The organism is Nocardia vaccinii NBRC 15922 (assembly GCF_001613305.1).
Taxonomy (GTDB): domain Bacteria; phylum Actinomycetota; class Actinomycetes; order Mycobacteriales; family Mycobacteriaceae; genus Nocardia; species Nocardia vaccinii.
Genome location: NZ_BDCC01000005.1, coordinates 1 through 19,423, shown reverse-complemented (window position 1 = coordinate 19,423; position 19,423 = coordinate 1). Strand labels below are relative to the sequence as shown.

The 19,423-nt window shown below is 68.2% G+C and carries 14 protein-coding genes and 1 pseudogene; 8 read left to right on the top strand and 7 right to left on the bottom strand.

Annotated elements, in window-relative coordinates:
• Positions 1–9: 9 nt before the first annotated feature.
• Positions 10–1,182, bottom strand: coding sequence for an AI-2E family transporter (locus NV1_RS01040; protein ID WP_084524991.1), 1,173 nt, complete (start codon positions 1,180–1,182; stop codon positions 10–12).
• Between the two features lie 300 nt (positions 1,183–1,482).
• Here NV1_RS01040 and NV1_RS01035 point away from each other — a divergent pair, with 300 nt between their 5' ends.
• On the top strand, positions 1,483–2,157 hold the full coding sequence (locus tag NV1_RS01035; RefSeq protein ID WP_067884519.1) for a DUF1707 SHOCT-like domain-containing protein: 675 nt from the start codon (positions 1,483–1,485) through the stop codon (positions 2,155–2,157).
• A 105-nt stretch (positions 2,158–2,262) separates the two neighbouring features.
• Here NV1_RS01035 and NV1_RS01030 read toward each other — a convergent pair whose 3' ends face one another.
• The 4 genes from NV1_RS01030 to NV1_RS01015 all read right to left on the bottom strand — a co-directional run bounded on the left by NV1_RS01030 (position 2,263) and on the right by NV1_RS01015 (position 8,458).
• Entirely contained in the window at positions 2,263–5,355 is a 3,093-nt protein-coding gene (locus tag NV1_RS01030) for an MMPL family transporter (RefSeq protein ID WP_067884517.1), read from the bottom strand.
• 1 nt (position 5,356) lies between these two features.
• Positions 5,357–6,097, bottom strand: a complete 741-nt coding sequence (locus tag NV1_RS01025; RefSeq protein WP_067885002.1) for an NYN domain-containing protein — start codon at positions 6,095–6,097, stop codon at positions 5,357–5,359.
• An 88-nt stretch (positions 6,098–6,185) separates the two neighbouring features.
• Positions 6,186–7,037 carry a tRNA (guanosine(46)-N7)-methyltransferase TrmB gene (trmB, locus tag NV1_RS01020; protein ID WP_067885000.1) on the bottom strand — a complete coding sequence of 284 codons (852 nt, stop codon included), beginning with the start codon at positions 7,035–7,037 and terminating at the stop codon, positions 6,186–6,188.
• Positions 7,038–7,096: 59 nt separating this feature from the next.
• Positions 7,097–8,458: a lipase family protein gene (locus tag NV1_RS01015; protein WP_067884998.1), complete on the bottom strand. Its 1,362-nt coding sequence runs from the start codon at positions 8,456–8,458 to the stop codon at positions 7,097–7,099.
• A 461-nt stretch (positions 8,459–8,919) separates the two neighbouring features.
• Between NV1_RS01015 and NV1_RS01010 the strand changes: the two genes are divergently transcribed.
• The 5 genes from NV1_RS01010 to NV1_RS00990 all read left to right on the top strand — a co-directional run bounded on the left by NV1_RS01010 (position 8,920) and on the right by NV1_RS00990 (position 14,703).
• Positions 8,920–10,050: a GTPase family protein gene (locus NV1_RS01010; RefSeq protein WP_067884996.1), complete on the top strand. Its 1,131-nt coding sequence runs from the start codon at positions 8,920–8,922 to the stop codon at positions 10,048–10,050.
• Positions 10,037–11,557, top strand: a complete 1,521-nt coding sequence (locus NV1_RS01005) for a hypothetical protein (RefSeq protein ID WP_067884515.1) — start codon at positions 10,037–10,039, stop codon at positions 11,555–11,557. Before NV1_RS01010 ends, NV1_RS01005 begins: the two co-directional genes overlap by 14 nt.
• A 352-nt stretch (positions 11,558–11,909) precedes the next feature.
• Positions 11,910–13,742 (top strand): phosphoenolpyruvate carboxykinase (GTP), encoded by a 1,833-nt coding sequence (locus tag NV1_RS01000; RefSeq protein ID WP_067884513.1) that lies wholly within the window; start codon positions 11,910–11,912, stop codon positions 13,740–13,742.
• Positions 13,743–14,038: 296 nt separating this feature from the next.
• Entirely contained in the window at positions 14,039–14,239 is a 201-nt protein-coding gene (locus tag NV1_RS00995) for a hypothetical protein (RefSeq protein ID WP_067884512.1), read from the top strand.
• Positions 14,240–14,415: 176 nt separating this feature from the next.
• Positions 14,416–14,703, top strand: a complete 288-nt coding sequence (locus NV1_RS00990; protein ID WP_067884510.1) for a hypothetical protein — start codon at positions 14,416–14,418, stop codon at positions 14,701–14,703.
• 8 nt (positions 14,704–14,711) lie between these two features.
• On the opposite strand, the gene NV1_RS00985 is transcribed toward NV1_RS00990, so the two are convergent.
• Entirely contained in the window at positions 14,712–15,587 is an 876-nt protein-coding gene (locus NV1_RS00985) for a class I SAM-dependent methyltransferase (RefSeq protein WP_084524953.1), read from the bottom strand.
• Positions 15,588–15,791: 204 nt separating this feature from the next.
• Between NV1_RS00985 and NV1_RS00980 the strand changes: the two genes are divergently transcribed.
• Positions 15,792–16,970, top strand: coding sequence for a glycosyltransferase family 4 protein (locus NV1_RS00980; RefSeq protein WP_067884992.1), 1,179 nt, complete (start codon positions 15,792–15,794; stop codon positions 16,968–16,970).
• Here NV1_RS00980 and NV1_RS45415 read toward each other — a convergent pair.
• Complete coding sequence (locus tag NV1_RS45415) at positions 16,930–18,951, bottom strand: MmpA family trehalose lipid delivery protein (protein ID WP_245713498.1); 2,022 nt, start codon at positions 18,949–18,951, stop codon at positions 16,930–16,932. The two genes, NV1_RS00980 and NV1_RS45415, sit on opposite strands and share 41 nt — an antisense overlap.
• A gap of 185 nt (positions 18,952–19,136) precedes the next feature.
• On the opposite strand from NV1_RS45415, the pseudogene NV1_RS45015 reads away from it, so the two are divergent.
• Positions 19,137–19,423 (top strand): annotated as a pseudogene (locus NV1_RS45015) (hypothetical protein); the annotation flags it as partial.

Here is a 19,423-nt window from a genome sequence, read left to right as displayed (position 1 = left end):
ACGCACCCGTCAGCGGGTGTCCTCGGTCGCCGAGGTCTCGCCGGAGTCGGACCTGCTGGACTTGGTCTCGTTCGAATCAGCCTCGCCCGCACCGGGATCGGGCAGCCGGTACCGATCCGGATCGGGTTCATCGGGTTGGGCGTGGAACATCGGCTGTCGTGGCGCACCGCTGTTGAGCTCCTGATACAGCTCCTCGGGACTGCCCGACAGCAGCGAGTGGATCGCGGTATTCATCACGGCCGCGAACGGCACCGCCAGCAGACCGCCGACCAGGCCGTACAGCACCACGCCCGTGGTGATCGCGAGTACCACCGCGAGCGGATGGATCCGCACCGCGCGCCCGAGCAGCAACGGTTGCAGCACATGGCTTTCCAACTGCATCACCGCGACCGTGATGCCCAGCACGATCAACGCCGTGACCAGGCCCTTGGTCATCAACGCCAGGAATACCGCGATGGAACCGGCCAGCAGCGAACCGATGATCGGAATGAACGCCCCGATGAACACCAGCGTGCCCAGCGGCAGCGCCAGCGGCACCCCGAGAATGGCCAGGCCGGTGCCGATGCCGATCGCGTCCACCGCGGCCACCGCGACGGTCGCGCGCACGAATCCGATCAGCGTCCCGAAACCCAGGCGCCCGGCGGTGCGCACCCGTTCGCGTTGCGGGGTCGGCACCACGCGAGTGACGAAATCCCAGATCTGATTGCCGCCGTAGAGGAAGAAGATCAGGATGAACAGCGTCAGGAAGGTGCCGGTGAGGAATTCGCCGATCGCCGCCGCGGTGGTCAGCGCGCCGTTGGTGAGCGAATCCTGATTGCGCTCCAGTGTTTTCACGATGGTGTCGCCGGCATTGCGGATCTGGTCGTTGCTCAGGTGCAGCGGGCCGTTGATCAGCCAGTCCTGTATGGATTGGACGCTGGTCTTGAATTCGTTGGCCAGCTGCGGAACACCGGTGACGAACTGTTCGATCACGAAGGTGAACACCCCGGCGATCACTCCGAGCGAGCCGACCAGCGAGACGAACACCCCGATCGAGCGGGGCACGCCCAGCCGCTGCAACAGATCCACCAATGGCACCAGCAGCGCCGCTACCAGTAGCGCGATCGCGACCGGGATGACCACGGTGGCCAGCCGCCGGGACAGATAGCCGATGACCACGACGGCGAGCACGATGACCAGCATCCGCCAGCACCATTCGGCGCTCACCCGGACGAACGGATGTACCGAGTCGGCCGCGATCCGTCGACCGTTCCCGCCCTCGCGCGCCGTCGAGTCCCGCGCATCGGCTACGTCCCGGTCCGGATCAACGTCACTCACCCGGCCGAGCCTAACCGCCGCGATCGCCGTGGGCACGTGTGCGCACCGGACGGGAATGCCGGTTTGCCGTGTCGTCGACCACACGCTGACCGGGGGTTCGTATCGGGCGGAACATCAGGGATCGCCCTGATGTGCCGAGGCCGTGACGTCGGTAGCCTTGACGTCATGGCTGGTGAAACGGTTTCCGCCGGGCCGGTTCCCGAGACCGGGGGTGCGGCGGGCGATCGGGATCTGCGGGTCTCGGACGCGGAACGCGAACATGTCGGGATGCTGCTGCAGCGGGCGGTCGGGCTGGGGATGCTCTCGCTCGGCGAGTTCACCGAACGAATGGATACCGCGCTGGCCGCCAAGACCCGCGGTGAACTCAACGCGGTGCTGATCGATCTGCCGGGGGTGCGTCTGGTGGGTCAGCCCGATCCGGCCGGTCGGGCGGCGCCTTCGTATGCGCAGCCCGGACCTCCGCCCGCCTCGTCGGCGACCATCCGCTCGCGGATCTCCTCGGTGAGCCGCAAGGGCGCGTGGCATGTGCCGCCGACGATGTACCTGAACAACTACTGCTCCAGCGTCAGCCTGGATTTCACCCAGGCGGTGATGTCCACGCAGGTGGTGGAGCTGCGCATGGACGATTTCTGCAGTTCGCTGACCTTGATCCTGCCCGGGGCGGCCACGGTCGACGTGGACGGCCTGGAGTTGATCGGGTCCAGTGTGAACAACAAGGTGCGCACCGGACCGCCGATCGGGCCGCTGCACGTGGTGGTGCACGGCCGGCTGCGGTTGGGCTCGGTCACCGCCAAACAGCCGCTCGCGGTGCAGTGGCGGCGGATGATGTCCGGATTCTGATCGGCCGACGGGCGTATCGCAACGCCGACGTATTTGCGCCGGATGGCATATATGCGACATGCGGATTCTCATCCGTGCGGCACGGTAACCGGCTGAGCGCGGTGCTCACTCGCGATTCTGACGACGCAGAAGTTCGTTCACGCTGACGGTCCGGTTACTACCGCCGCCGTGGTGCCTGCCCTCCTCGGAATCGCCGGGCTGAGTGGGGCGGTTGCGAGAGGAGCGCAGATCGGCCATCCACTGTTCGATACTGCTCCGGCTGGCCTCCTGGCGAGAGTCCGCCGGCGCGGCGTGGGTGGTCGGGGTCGGGGCGGTCTGCGCATCGGCCACCGGATCGCCCGGCGGGACCGCGGCTTCGGCCGCGGTCGGTCCGGCCTCATCGTGCGCCTGATAACGCTGGGCGCGGGCGGCCGGATGCGGCGGTACCCCGGTCTGTTCGGGGCGCGGCGGCAGAATGCGCGGGGTCGCACCGGCCGGATCGGCCGACGCGTCCGGCGTCGTACCGGATTCCGCCTGATCCGACATGCCCGAACCCGGCGGCACCGGCGGACGCGGCAGATTGCGCGGGGGTGAGATCTCGGGCGGCCGAGCCGTCGTCCTGCGGGCGGCCACCGGCGTGACGCCCGGGAGGTTCAGCGAGGACTGTGGCGGGGTCGGTTCGGCCGACGGGGGTGCCGCGCTGTCGTCGCCGGATTCCTGCGGGTCGGGCCGCTGCAGCACGCCCGGCGGCGGCAGGATCCGGGACTTGGCCCGCGACTTGCGCGTGGTCTTCGACGCCGTGGTCTTCGACGCCGTGGTCTTCGACTCCATGGTCTTCGACTCGGTGGCCGGCATCGCCTCCGTGTCCGGGGAAGCCGGAGTGTCCAGCCGCTCGGTCGGCGCCTCCGGGTCGGCATGTCGAATGAACCTGGCGCGCTTGGGTTTACGACTCGACTTGGCCGGCGTCCCGTCCGGCATCATCGGGATCTGCATGGTCACCGGATCGGTGACGGGCGTGGTCTTGACCAGGTCGACCACCTCGCCGCCGCCGGGACGCTCATCGCCCAGCATCGGCTCGCCCAAGCCGACCTTCGCCTGGATCCGCTTCATCCAGGCCGGTGCCCACCAGCAGTCGTCACCGAGCAGCTTCATCGTGGCGGGCACCAGCAGCATGCGGATCACCGTCGCGTCGATGAGCAGCGCCGCGACCATGCCGTAGGCGATGTACTGCATCATCACCAGATCGGAGAAGGCGAACGCGCCGGTGACCACCAGCAGGATCAACGCCGCGGCGGTGATGATCCGCCCGGTCTGCGCGGTGCCGGACTTGACCGCCTCGGTGGTACTCGCGCCCACCGCGCGCGCCTCGACCATGCGGGAGAGCAGGAACACCTCGTAGTCGGTGGACAGGCCGTAGATGATCGCGATGATCAGCACCAGCACCGGCGACATGATCGGTTGTGGCGTGAAATTCATCAGCCCGGCCCCATGGCCGTCGATGAATATCCAGGTCAGGATGCCCAGCGTCGAGCCGAGTCCGAGCGCACTCATCAACGCGGCCTTGATCGGCAGCACCAGCGAACCGAAGGTCAGGAACATCAGCAGCGTGGTGACGAAGACGACCAGCACCACCATCAGCGGCATCCGGTTCAGCAGCGCGTCGACGCTGTCCTTCTGCATGGCCGGAGTGCCGCCGATGTACACGTCCACGCCGTCGGGCACGCTCATCGAGCGCAGATAGTCGATGGTGGCGTTGGCGTTGTCCGAGCCGGTCAGCGTGGTGGAGGTCTTCCAGACGTCCGATCCGGTGGGCGGCTGTCCGGGAATCGCGAACTGCGAGGTCAGTCCGGGAGCCTGATCCGCCTGCTGCAGAATCGAATAGATCTTCGTGGAGTCCTGAGTGACGATCACCAGGTTGATCGGATCGGTTCGCCGGGTCGGGAACAACTCGTCGAACTGCTGCTGCGCGACGCGGGTCGGATTGTCCGGCGGCAGATAGGTTTCGCTGATCCCGCCGAATTGCAGGTTCTTCACCGGAATGATCAGCAGCAGCAGCACGATGCACAGCGGCACCGCGACCTTCAGCGGATGCTTCATCACCCACTGCGTACTGCGGCCCCAGAAGCCGTTCTCGATTTCCTCGGTGGTCTTGGTCTTGCGGAACCACTTGAGCCCCAACATGTCCACGCGCTTGCCGAGGATGCTCAGGATGGCGGGCAGGATCGTCAGCGAGGCGACCGCGGCGAGGGCGACCGTGGCGATCGTGCCGTAGGCGACGGATTTCAGGAAGCCCTGGGGAAACAGCAGCATGCTCGCGCTGGCCGCGATGATCATCGTCGCGGAGAACGCGACGGTCCGTCCGGCGGTCATGACCGAGCGCCGCACGGCGGCGCGGGTGTCGTATCCGTCGGCCAGTTCCTCGCGGAACCGGCTCACGATGAACAATCCGTAGTCGATCGCCAGGCCCAGCCCGATCATCGAGACCACCGCGCCCACGAACGAGTTCACCTCGGTGAACTTGGTGATGCCCATGACGATGCCGTTGGCGCTGATGACGGTCAGACCACCCACGATCAGCGGCAGCGCGGCCGCGACGACACCGCCGAAGATGAAGAACAGCAGGATCGCCACGCCCGGGATGGCCAGGACCTCCATCCGCCGCTGATCCGAGGCGATGGTGTCGTTCAGCGTGCCCGAAACCGGTTGCAGACCCGCGACCTGCACATTCACCCCGGGAATATCGAAGGCGCCCTTGACCTCCCGGTAGTTGTTCATCGTCGAGGTGTCGTCGTCGCCCTTCAGTTCGATCGCGGCGAAGGCGACTTTGCGGTCCTTGCTGACGGTGACCGCGGGCGAGAACTGCGCCGCGCCCGGCACGTTCCACGGCGAGATGTAGACCTTGTCGATCTCATCCGGATGCTGCTTGGGCAGATTCGTCAGATTCTCGATGATCGGCTTGCTGAACGCCGGATCGTCGACGGTCTTCCCGTCCGGCGCGGTGTACAGCACGATGACGTCACCGGTGTGGTCGCGCCCGTACGTCGAGTCCAGCAGCTCGGCGGCCTGCGTCGACTCGGAACCGGGATCGTCCCATCCGCTGGAGCTGAGATGTTTGTCCAAACCGACGCCGAACGCGCCCAGGCCGAGCAGTGCGGCCACCATCACGCCCAGTACGGCAAAACGGAATCGGTAGACCAAATCGCCCCAGCGGGTGAACACTTTAAGCGACTCCTTGCGCGGGGCGGGAGGTGAGCAGTGCGGACAGCGGCCGGAAGGGCTGCAGCCAGGCTCCCTCGTCGGGCAGCGACTCGAGGCTGACCCTCGGAAGTGGTTCGCGGAACACTCCCGGGATGTCCTCGAGGTCGATGAATTCGAGGATATCGGACGTCACGGCCCAGCTCGCGTGCTCGCGGAATCCGAGCACCTGTACCGGGACACCGTCCGCTGCGATCTCCTCGAGGGGTTCGCGGAACGCCTGACCATCGGCGGAGGCGACCATGATTCCGGCCAGTCCCGCGCCGCGGCGGCGTAATTCGATATGCGCCAACATGTCGCTGTCGACGTCGGAATCCTCGTCGATCTTGGGTTTTGCGAAGACGGCGTAACCGACGTTGCGCAACGCTTCCACCCAGGGCCGCACCACATCGGCGGTGCCGGGTGCGATATTGGTGAATACCGTGGCTTCGGCCTCCACCCGGCCTGTGCCGCCGACCGAGAGTTCGGCGGTGCGGGCGAGCAGCCAGCGGCCGAGCGCGTCGAAGCGCGGCCGGTACGCCGCGGTGGGACGCCCGCCCAGGATCGCGCCCAGGCCCATGTCGAGATTCGGCGCGTCCCAGACCAGAAGCACTCGTCGCACGTCGGTCCCGCTGCCCTGCGGAGTCGATCCGGCCCCGGAGCTCGCCGCGGACGGGGACGGCGCGCGTCCGGACGGAGCGTTGTGCACCATCTCGGAGACGTCCATCACGTCATGGTCCATCTCGCTGACCGTCATGACAGCGCACCACCGACGGCGGGAATGGCTGAGCTAACTGTTCGCTCGCTTCGCACGCTCATGAGTCGATCTTCCCCCAAATCAGCTCGGTGATGTCGCTTCCGGCCCGATGCGCCTTACTTTCGAATTTCGTCACGGGCCGGTCGAAGCCGATCGGAGCGGATTCGGCGAATCTGTCGCGATCGCCGCCGGCGGCCTCGTTGAGGCCGATGAACTGCGGTTCCGCCGCACCGACCGCGGCGATGTGCTCGGCGTAACCGGCATGGTCGGTCGCCACGTGCAGGATTCCGCCGGGGCGCAGGCGGCTGGCGATGAGCGTCATCGTGCTGGGCTGCAGCAGGCGGCGCTTGTGGTGCCGAGCCTTGGGCCACGGGTCGGGGAAGAACACCCGTACACCGGTCAGTGAATCCTTGGCAATCATATGTTCGAGAACGTCCACCGCATCGCCGCGCAACAGTCGGATGTTCTCGATGCCCTCACGTTCGATGCGTTGCACCAATTGCGCCAGGCCCGGCTTGTAGACCTCGATGCCGATCAGATCGAACTGCGGTTCGGCCTGGGCCATCGCGGCGGTCGCCGTGCCGGTCCCGCAGCCGATCTCGACGATCAGCGGGGCCTGCCGGCCGAACCAGGCCGCCGCGTCGAGCGGTTCGTCGCAGGCGTCGCGGCCGATTCGCGGCCACATCCGCGCCCAGGATTGCTGCTGCGTAGCGGTGAGTGCGCCGCGGCGGGAGCGGAAGCTGGTGACGCGGGGGTGGAGGCGCGAGCCGGTCGGGTGGCTCGGTCCGGCGGTTCCCGAGGCGGCCGGATCCGGCGCGCTGCCAGCACGGTCGACCGTCGTCGAAGCCGTGGACCGCGGCCCGGGGATCGGCTCTGCAGTGTGGTTCGCGGCGTCGTTCACGGCGTCCATTGTCCAGTATCGGATGATCAGCACAGCAAGCGACCGCGCAACCCTTCCTGGACGTCCGATCAGGCCGCCAGCGTGCGGGCCGGCCTGGATTGCGGGCCCGACTCGCCGCGCAATGGTCGTCCGAGCACGACTCGCGTTGCGGTGACGGTCATTTCGAGCAGACCTCGCCAGCTCGACGAATCGGTCACCACCGACCAGACCGTGCGGGTGCTCGGCTCGGGCAGCGGACGTCCGGCGATCCGGTCGGCGAGCCAGTCCAGGCTCAGCGGCGTGGCCAGCGGCAGCAGGGTGAGATGTTCGCTGAGCCGGTCGCGCAGATAGGTGACGTGCGCGCCGCCGCGGCGGTAGCGCGCGACTTGCTCGTCGATGGCGCGCACGCTGATGATCTGGTCGTTCACCGGCTGGATCATCAGTATCGGGCAGTTCGGGATATGGCCGCCCAGGCGCAGGTCGTCGAACATCGCGCACATGTGAGGTTCGGCCAGCACCTCGGCGAGCGGCCGGCCCAGATAGTCGCCGACATCGTGTCCGGTGAGGCGGGACAGCGCCAGAATCGGTGCGGAACGGCCGGCCAGTTCCAGCAGCAGGTGGCCCTCGGTGTTCAGTTCGGCCTCCAGGAGTTCGTCCAGCGCCGGGTAGAGGCGGCGCAGCGCGCCGATCATGATCGGCGGGAAGCCGGCGAAGCGTCCGCCGTTGAGGCCGAGGAACACGTGTCCGGGATCGCCGACCGGGGCGCCGAGCGCCGCACCGACGATATCGATTTCGGGTGCGTAGACCGGGGCCATCTCGACCAGCCAGGATCCGGCCATCCCGCCGCCGGAATAGCCCCACACCGCGACCGGGGTCCGCGCGTGCAGGCCCAGCGGGGCGAACCGCAGTGCGGCGCGAATGCCGTCCAGGGAGCGGTAGCCGGGTTCCCGCGGGGCGCCGAAATTACCGTTCGGGCCCTCGTGATCGGCGATGCTCACCGCCCAGCCGCGCTGCAGCGCGCCCGCGACGAGCACCCATTCCAGCTGGGTGATCGAGCCGGGTGCGACCGCGCCCATGCGCAAGGCATAGGACGGCGCGCACTGTTCGGCGGTCGCGTCGATCGCCGATTCGAAGGCCAGCAGCGGGCGTTCGACGTCCGGATCCGCGCCGTCGGGCAGGAGCACCGTGGTGATCGCGACCTCGGGCCCGCCGTGCATATCGGTGCTGCGATAGAGCAACTGCCAGGCCGACACGCGCTGCGGGACAAGGCCGAACAGTCCGATCCGCACCGCACGACTGCGCAGGATGGTGCCGGGGGCGTAGCGGCCGAGATCGGCCGGCGGGATCAGGAACGGGTCCCGCGACGGCAGCAACGGCCGCGTCGCGTCGATCGTGCTTCGGCCGCCGGATACCGCGTCGCCCTGTCCGATGACGTCCTCGATGACGGTCATCGCAACCTCCTCACTGAGCCTGGTGACCAGGCCGTTTCCCCGCACCCGTCCGCGCGGACCGGTGCCGGGCACAGCCCTGCCCCACATCGGCGGTGCCGCCGACGGCCTCAGAGTAGGCGACCGGGTGTTCACCCGGAAACCGCGCCACATCCGAATTGTGCTGTGTCTCAATAAGACACCCGGCATCCGAGGTCGATTCCCGATTGCGCCCTGTGATCAATGACACAACAAGTACTGATCGATCCGCCTTTTCGTGCCTCGGACGGATCGCACACCGTGCTCGGAACCGCACCCTGTCCGCGGTTCGGGAACAGGGCGTTCTCATCGTGCCGGGTGCGGCTGGAGGTGGGCGGTTGACGGGCTGGGGTTCAGGTTCGATATTCGGCGGGGTGGATACGGTGGTCCATGCCGACAATCCGGGTGAGTTCTGCGAGAATTGCCCGCCGGAAGGGGGTAGTACTGTGCCGACAGACTCCGTGGCAGCCGGGCCGGTCGCCGAACAGGGCGGATCCGCACCGGAACTCGATCAGTTGATCGCGAATCTGCGCACGGGTCCGGGCACGGATCCGCGGGTGGCCGAACAGGTGGCCGCCGCCGCGAGCACCTGGCGACGTCCGGTGCGCATCCAGGTGACGGGCCGGGCGGGCGCGGGCAAGTCCACCCTGTTGCAGGCGCTGGCGCTGATCTCGGCCGAGGAGACGACCCCGGTGGACGAGCCGGGCCGCCCTGATCCGGTGCTGGACGCGGATCTGCTGGTCTACGTGCTGTCCTCGGCGTTGCAGCCGGGGGATCGCGCGGTGCTGTCCCGGCTGCCGCGCGATCGGACCGTCGTGGTGCTGAACAAGGCCGATGCCGTCGGTTCCCGCTGGGGAGATGCGGTGGCGGCGGTGGACCAGTGCGCCTACGAGATTGGCATGGCGACCCTGCCGGTGGTGTCCGAGCTGGCGGTGCGGACCAGATCCGGCACGCCGTCGCAGGAGGACCTGACCACGCTGCGACGGCACACCACCACGACCGATCCGTCCTTCACACTGACCGCGGAACTGTTCTGCTCCGCGGATTTCGGCCCCGATACCGCCGACCGCGAAGCGGTGATCGCGCGCTGGGGTCTGTTCGGAGTGTCGACCGCGCTGGCGGCGTTACAGCGCGATCCGGACCTCGGCCCGCAGACGATCCGGCAGATACTTCACGCGGTCAGCGGTATCGACGCCGTCCACACCCTGTTGCACCGCCGCTACGAGCGGTCCGCCGAGCAGCGCGGCGGCGAATTCCTCGACGAGCTGGCCCGCCTGGCCGCCCGCGCCGGTGGTGCGGGCGCGGGCCGGGCGCGGGATCTGATCGAGGACTATCTGGCCGGAGACGAGGCCCTGTGGACCGGTCTGCGGGCCGGATTGGCCTGTCCGGAGGTCGTCCATTTGGCCGCGGGCTACCCGTCGCCGTATCCGGCCGACGCCGACGACGCGATCGCCCGCGCTCAGCGCTGGCGAGCGGTGGTGTCCAGCGATATGCCCGCCGCGGCCCGCCGTGCCGCACTGCGCGCACACAACGGATACGTCCGGTTGTTCGAGCGGATGAGCAGTGCCGGACTCTGACCCGCCCGCGAGTTCCGCCGCGGTCTCGCTCTCGCCGGAAGTGCAGGCGGTGCTCGCACGCTGGAACCCGCAGGGCGCGGCACTGCTGCGGGCCGCGAGCGGCCCCGCGGCGGACGGGGCCGCTCCCGCGCCGCCCGCCGCCGAGGCGGTCGCGCTGATCGGCCCCGCCGACGCCAGCACCCTGCTGCTGCGCACCGAACTGGCTCGTTTCGAACCGCGCATCGCCCTGACCGATCCGATGGTGGATCCGGGCGCCGCGCCCGCGGTGGCGCTGTTGCTGCTCGACGCGGGCGCCGCACTCGGTGCCAGCACCCTGAGCACGGTGTCCCGGCTGCGTTCGAACGGGACTCGGACCCTGTTCGCCATGAACAACATTCACGCCCATCCGGACTGGCGAGCGGTCCTGGACCGCAATACCGCCCTGCTGACTCCGGTGCTGGGCGGCGATCCGGCCGTCGTACCGGTCTCGGCCCGACTGTCGGTGGCCGCGCGCCAATCCGGCGACGCCGCGCTGCTGGACCGGTCCGGCCTCGGCGTGCTGCACGCCCGGCTGACCGCGGCGGCCGACGGCGGACAGGACCGCCTGGCCGCGGTCCTGAACCAGGTGCTGGCCGACACCCGGCAGCGCATCGTCGGCCAGTCCACCGAGCTGAACTCCGGCGCCGAGGTCGCCCGCCTGCGCGAGGAACGCGCGACGCTGCTGGCCGCCCGGGACGGCGGCCGGACCCAGGCGATGGCCGCGCTGCGCAACCGCATGCATCTGGCGCGGATGGATCTGCTGCACGACGTCGGCGCCCGCATCCGCGCGCTGAACGCCACCGCCAGATCGGACCTCGACCGCCTCGGCCGCCGCGGCACCAAGACCTACCCCGCCGAGCTGCAGCAGTCGGTGAATCAACTGACCGGTGAACTCGATGCCGTTCTCGCGCACCGCCTCGACGAGCTGTCGCGGCAGCTCGAGGCGGCGACGGGGCCCACACCCGACGCGCCCGCCCGGCCGCCGGTGCCCCGCACCGACCCGCCGCCGAGGCTGGGCCCCGATCCCGAACCCCGGCACCGGGGCGTGGAAGACCACCTGATGATCGCGTTGGGCGCGTCCGGCGGATTCGGTCTGGGTCGTCTGGCGGTCGCGCCGTTGACGCTGGTCCCGGCGTTGAACTATGCGACCATCCCGGTCACCCTGCTACTCGGCGCGGCCGTGGCCTACTGGGTGGTGCGCGCCCGCGGCCATATCGCCGATCGAGCGCATATGCGTCAATGGGTCTCCGACGCTCTGGTGAACGTCAAGGCCCAACTCGAACAGCGGATGTCGACCGCACTGGTGGAGGCAGAATCACAACTCACCGATCAGGCGGTCCGCGCGACGACCGCGCGCGTGGTCGAAACCGATCGCCGCATCGCGGAATTGGAGTCGCGAGTGCGAGAGCTGAATTCTCGCCAGCCCGCACAACTGGCCGCCTGCCGACGCGATCTCCAGATCCTCGATTCCGCTCGTACGCAGCGATGACGAACTCGGTGAACGCAGTTGCTCTTCGTGTCGCGGCGAGTTCGCTGTCATCATCGCCATAACTCCTGGGCCTGCGTATTTCTCGGAAACAGACTTTTCGTGATATTCCTCGCGGCCGTGGTTGATGACCATGTTGCCGGGGTACCGAGTGAGCAACCCCATTCCGTACTCACCGTCACATCGCGTTAACCTCTTTATCTAAGGAACAACGGCATCCGCTCCTACTCTTATGCCGCCCTGAAGTCGGCGAGACGGAACGGGTGCCTACCGCCAATGGTGGCTGTTCCGGTGTCGTGAGCTGTTCCGGCTGCTCGCTCACAGCACCCCGGCCGCCCATCTCAGGAGAGTTTTCATGACCTCAGTGACCATTCCTGGTCTTCACGGATCCGATGGCACCGCACCTACCGAGCACGCGGGGTTGCTCGCCTGGGTGCGGGAGGTCGCAGAACTCACCGAGCCCGAACGGGTCGTGTGGGCGGACGGCTCCGAGGAGGAGTGGGACAAGCTGACCACGCAGCTGGTCGAGGCCGGCACGTTCCAGCGGCTCAACCAGGCGAAGAAGCCCAACTCCTTCCTGGCGCTGTCGGACCCCTCCGACGTCGCGCGGGTGGAGTCGCGCACCTTCATCTGCTCGCGCACCGAGGCCGAGGCGGGACCGACCAACAACTGGGTCGATCCGACCGAGATGCGCAAGACCATGACCGAGCTGTACCGCGGTTCGATGAAGGGCCGCACCATGTACGTGGTGCCGTTCTGCATGGGCCCGCTGGGCGCCGAGGACCCGAAACTGGGTGTGGAGCTCACCGATTCGGAGTACGTCGTGGTCTCGATGCGGGTGATGACCCGCATGGGCAAGGCCGCGCTGGAGAAGCTGGGTACGGACAAGCCGTTCGTCAAGGCCCTGCACTCGGTCGGTGCGCCATTGACGGGCGACGTGGCAGATGTTCCATGGCCGTGCAACGACACCAAGTACATCACCCACTTCCCCGAGGATCGCGAGATCTGGAGCTACGGTTCGGGTTACGGCGGTAACGCCCTGCTGGGCAAGAAGTGTTATTCGCTGCGTATCGCCTCGGCGATGGCCCACGACGAGGGCTGGCTGGCCGAGCACATGCTGATCCTCAAGCTGATCTCGCCGGAGAACAAGAACTACTACATCGCGGCCGCGTTCCCCAGCGCATGCGGTAAGACGAACCTCGCGATGCTGCAGCCGACCGTTCCGGGCTGGCGCGCGGAGACCCTCGGCGACGATATCGCCTGGATGCGTTTCGGCGAGGACGGCCGCTTGTACGCGGTCAACCCGGAGTTCGGTTTCTTCGGTGTCGCTCCCGGCACCAACCACAACTCCAACCCGAACGCGATGGCCACTCTGGAGGCCGGAAATACCGTCTACACGAACGTCGCGCTGACCGACGACCACGACGTCTGGTGGGAGGGCCTCGAGGGCGAGCCCGATCACCTGATCGACTGGAAGGGTAACGACTGGTTCCTGCGCGAGACCGAAACCCTTGCCGCGCACCCGAATTCGCGTTACTGCACGCCGATGTCGCAGTGCCCGACGCTGGCTCCGGAATGGGACGATCCGCAGGGCGTGCCGATTTCGGCGATCCTGTTCGGCGGCCGGCGCAAGACCACCATCCCGCTGGTGACCGAGTCCTTCGACTGGCAGCACGGTGTGTTCATGGGCGCGACCATGTCCTCGGAGCAGACCGCCGCCGCGGAGGGCAAGGTCGGCAACGTGCGTCGCGATCCGATGGCGATGCTGCCGTTCATGGGCTACCACGTCGGCGATTACATGAACCACTGGATCAACCTGGGCAAGAACGCCGACGCCGGCAAGCTGCCGAAGATCTTCTACGTCAACTGGTTCCGCCGCGGCGAGGACGGCCGCTTCCTGTGGCCCGGTTTCGGCGAGAACTCGCGCGTGCTGGAGTGGATCGTCAACCGCATCGAAGGCAAGGCCGAGGCCGAGTCGACCGCGGTCGGCAATGTGCCCACCGCCGCGCACCTCGATCTGGACGGCCTGAAGGTGGATCCGGCCGATGTCGATGCCTCGCTGAAGGTCGATCTGGACGAATGGCGCCGGGAGATTCCGCTCATCGAGGAGTGGTTCGAGTTCGTCGGCGATAAGTTGCCGTCCGGTGTGCGTGACGAATTCGAGGCGCTCAAAGAGCGTCTGGGCTGAGTCGCCGCGAAATACTCACCGCCCGTACCGTCTTGCCGACGGTACGGGCGGTTTTGCTTGTACCGGTAGGCCTCTCGCGCGCCGTAGTCGAGCGGTGTGAGTTTTTCCATCGATTCGTCCGGCCCGGATGGGTATGAATCGGGCTTCTGTGCTTTATTCTCGAATGTGTTCTACATCTCATGTCCGACCGGTTCGATTGCGGAATATTAACTAATCGGCTGAACTGAATGCCTCGCCGTCTCGGTGGATCATTTCCGTCCCACGTCGGCGCGGTCCGACCATGGAGGTGCGTGGGCATGACCGAGCTGGAGTTCGATTCGCCCGTCGTTCCGCAGGCAGCCGAATTCGAGCTGTCCCCTGCGAGTACGCCGATGCGCCGGGCCGCGCGGCAATTGCAGGCGGCGCTGCCGGACGGGTGGGAGGTCGAGGTCGTCGATGCTCCGCGCCGACCGGGGCAGGTTCCCGCGGCGATGTTACGAGTGCAGATGCCGAAGTGAGCTCCGCTCGCCACAGCGATCACGCTGGTTATCTCCAGGCATCCCGAGTCTCGAAACCCTACCTGCCGGTTCGCTTTTCGTAGAACGCACTATTGCGTTTCGCCACGCGACGGAGCATGCTGATGGCTAGCTGCTTTGGCTGATTTTTCAGATGCAATTGCAGGGGAGTCCGAGTCGTGGCGGTGCAAGTAGTCGGTAGATCGTTGATGACCAGTGATCAGACGCCGCACCAGGCAAGATCCGTCGGTACCGGCGGGTGGGTCGTATCCTTCCTGCCCGGACGGACACTGACGCTGGAGCAGGCGACGGCCGCGTTACAGGCCGCGGAGGCGGTTGCCGCGGTGCGCGAGTTGTCCGGTTCGGTGGGCCTGACACCGCTCGAGACGGTGGGGTTGGCCATGCAGGAACCGCCGTGGGACGAATCCACGCGGGTTGCCGGACGCAGGTTCTGGCATCGCGGGTGAATGTGGGGTCACCGCTTGACGACGACCAACACCAGGTTGCTGACCAGTAGTTCCCGGATGACCGGTATGCGCACCAGCCACCAGGCCCAGCGCGGGTGGTAGCGCGGAAACGCGGCCAGCACGTCGGCGCGGTCGCTCGCCTGCGCCGCCCAGCGCAGCCCGTCGGCGGTGCGCACCGCGAACAGGGAGGTGCCGAAGCGGTTCTTCGGTTCGTGGCCGGTGCGACGTCGATAGCGCCGGGCCGCGTACTCCCCGCCCAGATAGTGCCAGGGCCCGGTCTCGTGGCCTCCGAACGGACCCGCCCACACGGTGTAGGACAGCATCATCAGACCGCCCGGTCTGGTCACTCGCAGCATCTCCTCGGCCATCCGCCACGGGTGCGGAACATGTTCGGCCACATTGGAGGACAGACAGATGTCCACCGCGTCGTCGCGAAACGGCAGCGCCATTCCCGAACCCCGGACCGCGCCGCGCACGCTCAGGCCCGCGGCGTGCATCTCGGTCGGGTCCGGCTCGACCGGCAGGTAGCGCGCGCCCGCCGCGGTGAACTCGTCGGTGAAATAGCCTGGCCCGCCGCCCACGTCGAGCACCGTCGCGCCGGTCAGCGAGCAGCCGGTGAGATCGCGATAGAAGTCGGCGATCAGTTCGGCGGTGTCGGCGGCGATTCCGCCGTAGAACAGCGCCGGATCGGTCTGCTCGAAGCGGAAACTGCTCAGCAGACGCAGCGATCGGCGCAATGTTGCGCGCCGGGTGAAGCTCGGGGAGGCGCGCCGGCCGAATGTGGCGGCCCGGCGGGTGAGACACGCCGGGACGCGGCGGGCGAGTGCGGTGGTGGTGCGGCGTTCAGGGATGGGACGCAGCCCGGTGCGGTCGGCTCGAAGCATGGTGTCTCGAGCTTTCCATAGAGATCCCACATCTTCGAGAGCGGATCCTGCCGCTAGGGTGGAGCGGATTGTCACCTCATCCGTTCCGAGAACCATCTGGAGTGCGCAGTGCTCGACCCCGGACCTCGCGGGCCGTCCGCAGTGACTCGAGTTGCCGATCCCGGAGGCGCGAATTTCGTGCCTGCGGTGCGGGCGAGTGCCGGTGTGCGGGAGGTGTTGCTGCTGTGCTGGCGCGATACCGGGCATCCGCAGGGGGGCGGTAGTGAGCGGTATCTGGAGCAGGTGGGGGCACATCTGGCCGCCCGCGGGGTGAAGGTGACCTTGCGTACCGCGCGATATCCGGGCGCGGCGCGGCGGGAGCGGGTCGACGGGATCGAGATCAGCCGGGCCGGTGGTCGTTACACGGTGTATCCGCGAGCCTTGGCGGCAATGCTGCTCGGGCGATTCGGCCTCGGGCCGTTGCGCGATGTGCGGCCCGACGCGGTGATCGACACGCAGAACGGCATCCCCTTCTTCGCGCGTGCGGTGACGCGTGCGCCCGCGGTGGTGCTGGTGCATCACGGTCATCGTGAGCAGTGGCCGGTCGCCGGGCACTGGGTGGGCCGGATCGGCTGGTGGATCGAATCGCGGCTGTCGCCGTGGGCGCATCGGCGCAATCAGTATCTGACGGTCTCGCTGCCCTCGGCCGAGGAATTGGCCTCGCTCGGGGTGAACAGATCGCGAATCGCCGTGGTGCGCAACGGCGCCGAACCCGTTCCGGCACAGGTGCCGACCGGTGCGGCGCAGACCCGGACGTCGTATCCGAGCATCGTGGTGCTCTCGCGGCTGGTGCCGCACAAGCAGATCGAGGATGCGCTCGCCGTCGTGGCCGCGCTGCGGGCCCGGCACCCCGGACTGCACCTGGACGTCATCGGCGGCGGCTGGTGGGCGGAGAATCTGAAAAGCCGTGCACACGAACTGGATATCGCCGGATCGGTGACCTTCCACGGTCACGTCGACGAGGCCCGCAAACACGAATTGCTCTCGCGCGCATGGGTGCACGTGCTGCCCTCGCGCAAGGAAGGCTGGGGGCTGGCGGTGATCGAGGCCGCGCAGCACGGGGTGGCCACGGTCGGATATCGCAGTTCGCGCGGGCTCACCGATTCGGTCGTGGACGGGGTGACCGGGCTGCTGGTGGACGATCCGGAGCAGCTGAGCGAGGCCGTCGGTGAACTGCTCGCCACCGCCGAGACCCGAACGGTCATGGGGGAGAAGGCTCGTGCTCGTGCGCGGGAATTCTCTTGGGAGTTGACCGCGAACGGCGTGCACGAGGTGTTGTCTGCCGCCGCGCGGGGTCGGTACGTCAGCGGTCTGGTCGCTCCGCGCGTCCGGGAAGCCGAATAGGCCATCGGTCGCAGGCCGCGGCCAGCGCACCCGCCAGGAGCAGCAACGCCCAGGCCAGGTGCGCGGCGATCGCGATGAACCGGTGTGCGCCCGGGGATTTCGCTGCCATGTCGTGCGGATGCGGTACCTGATACAGGCTCAGCTCGTGGTCGGCGTACCCGGCGGTCAAGCGGTCCAGAGTCGCTCTCGAACGGCCGAGCGGTCCGGGTGAGGTGTGCTCCACCAGAACCCAGCCGACCCCGTGCGCCGCGAGTTCGGCCGGTGACGCGCCGTCCAGCAGCAACCGTTCCACCACTCGCGCCCGCATGCCTTCCCCCGCGACGCTGCCGCCCCGCACCGGCAGCTCTCCGGTCTGCAGCACGTCCCGGGGCAGCATCCGCGGCGCCGGATCGAGCACGGGAACCCTGCCGCTATAGGGAAATTCGCGAAACATCCCACCCGGCAGCACCGCGACGTCCCCCGGTCCGTCCATCCGCTCCGCAACCGCCTGCCACCCAGCCGGATACCGCACGGCGCGCATCGCCCCACCCACTCCCCACGCCAGATCCGGCAGCACCGCGATCAACAGAGCGATGCACACCGCCGCCACCCAACCCGTTCCGCCGCCACCCCCGCCCGTGGGTTCGGCCGTTTCGGTCCGTCGTGCGACGTCGTCCGCGGCCTGCTCCGCGGGTGCCGATCGGAATCCGGCGGCGATTTCGCGGCAACTCGCGGCGGCGCACAGGGCGAAGGCGGGCATGGCGAGGGCGACGTATTTCTGTGTGTCGCGGAGCAATCCGGCGCCCGGGATGCGGGTGACGAGGAATTGGCCCAGCTGCAATCCCCAGCCGGTCGCGCCGAGTGCGGGGAACAGGATGGCCGCGCCCGCGAGGATCAGCAGGGCGCGACGGACATATCGGGTGGCGGCATCACCGGGCGCGGCCACGCGGCGGACTCCGGCGGCCACGATGAGCAGCAGAACCACCGTCCCCACCAGCGCGAACAACGTCGTACGCGAACCGGGTACGGCTTGGGCGTTCCAGATTCCGCCGAGTCCGGCCAGACTGCCGATCGTGCCGAGTCCGGGTTCGGCGCGCGCGGCGAACGCCGTGATCCCCGCCGGATCCGACGGTTCGGCCCCCGTCCCTGACAGTGCGGCCGCCACCAGCCACGGCGCCGAGGCGACACACCACAACGCCAGCGTCCCAACGAGTTTTCGCCGCCCGACCACCACCAAGGCCGCGCACCCCGCCAACAGCGCCCCGGTCGGCGTCAACCCCGCCGCCGCCAGACAACCCCCCAGCCCCAACCACATCCGAATCGCCGGGCCACGCCTGTTCGCGCCGGCCCGGATAGGCTCGCTCATCTCCGGACGTGTGCCCGCCCGGTTCGGTGTGACCGCCCTTGGATGTGCGCTGGTCTCGCCGGGTTCGGTCGCCCGGCCGTGCTTGCTCGCATCCTCGGGCGCGCTCTCGCGGCCGCTGCGGGGATTCGGACCCGAATACCTTGTGCTAGTGGCTCTTTCGTCTGTGCCGCGGCGGATTCGATAGGCCGCCAGTACGGTCCACGGCAAGGCGGCGTATCCGGCCAGCAGGCTCCAATGTCCCTGAAGCAGGCGCTCGGCCACATAGGGGTTCCATACGGCGACGGTGGCGGCCAGCAGTTGGGGTCCGAGTGAGACGTCGAGCAGTCGGCGGGACAACGCGGCCGCGCCCCATCCGGCGGCCCACAGCGCACCGACCAGGATGGCCTTCACCACGATCCCGCCGTCCACGACCGACGACACCGTCGCGAGCAACCAGTCCTGCGGCACGGCCCGCGGCGCGGCATCACCCAACCCGAGGGCCGAATCGGTCGGATAGGACCGCGGCGTACTCACCCCGTCCCGCAACAGCAGATACCCCGGCCCGAGCAGTGGCCCCGCCACGATCAACGCCAACACCAGGCTGTACGCGGCAGGCCGAATCCGGCCCCACAGCGTCTCGTGCCCGCGCCCAGTCACGCTGAGCCACCCTACGTCGCCGGCTCCCCTCCGCCGCCCGCACCCACACTTGTCCGCCCAATCCGCTTGTGCTCGTTTCAGGTGTCCGTTCGTTTCACGTGTCCGCCCGACCCGCCTTGCCCGCCCTGCCCCACGTCGTCCGACCCGTGTCGTTCGGGTCGGCGGTCGTCCGGTCCGCACCTGACGTGTCTGTTGTCCGGCGCGCCTGTCGTGTCCGCATCGCCCGTGGAACGGTCGTCATTCGGCTGCGTCGCGCGGGGACGGTGGTCTCGGCCGGACCGAACCGTTCGAATTCGTATCCGACGGCGGGCCGGGTCGGCATCCCCATCGCGGCCGGGTTGGGATTCGCCGCTCAGGCCGGCTGCCGGATGACCGCCGAGATCCCGGTCGGCGTCCGGGTTCGTCGCCGATCAACGCCGGATTCCGGTCGGCGTCCCGATGGGCGCATCGGTCAGGTGCACCTTCGCGGAGG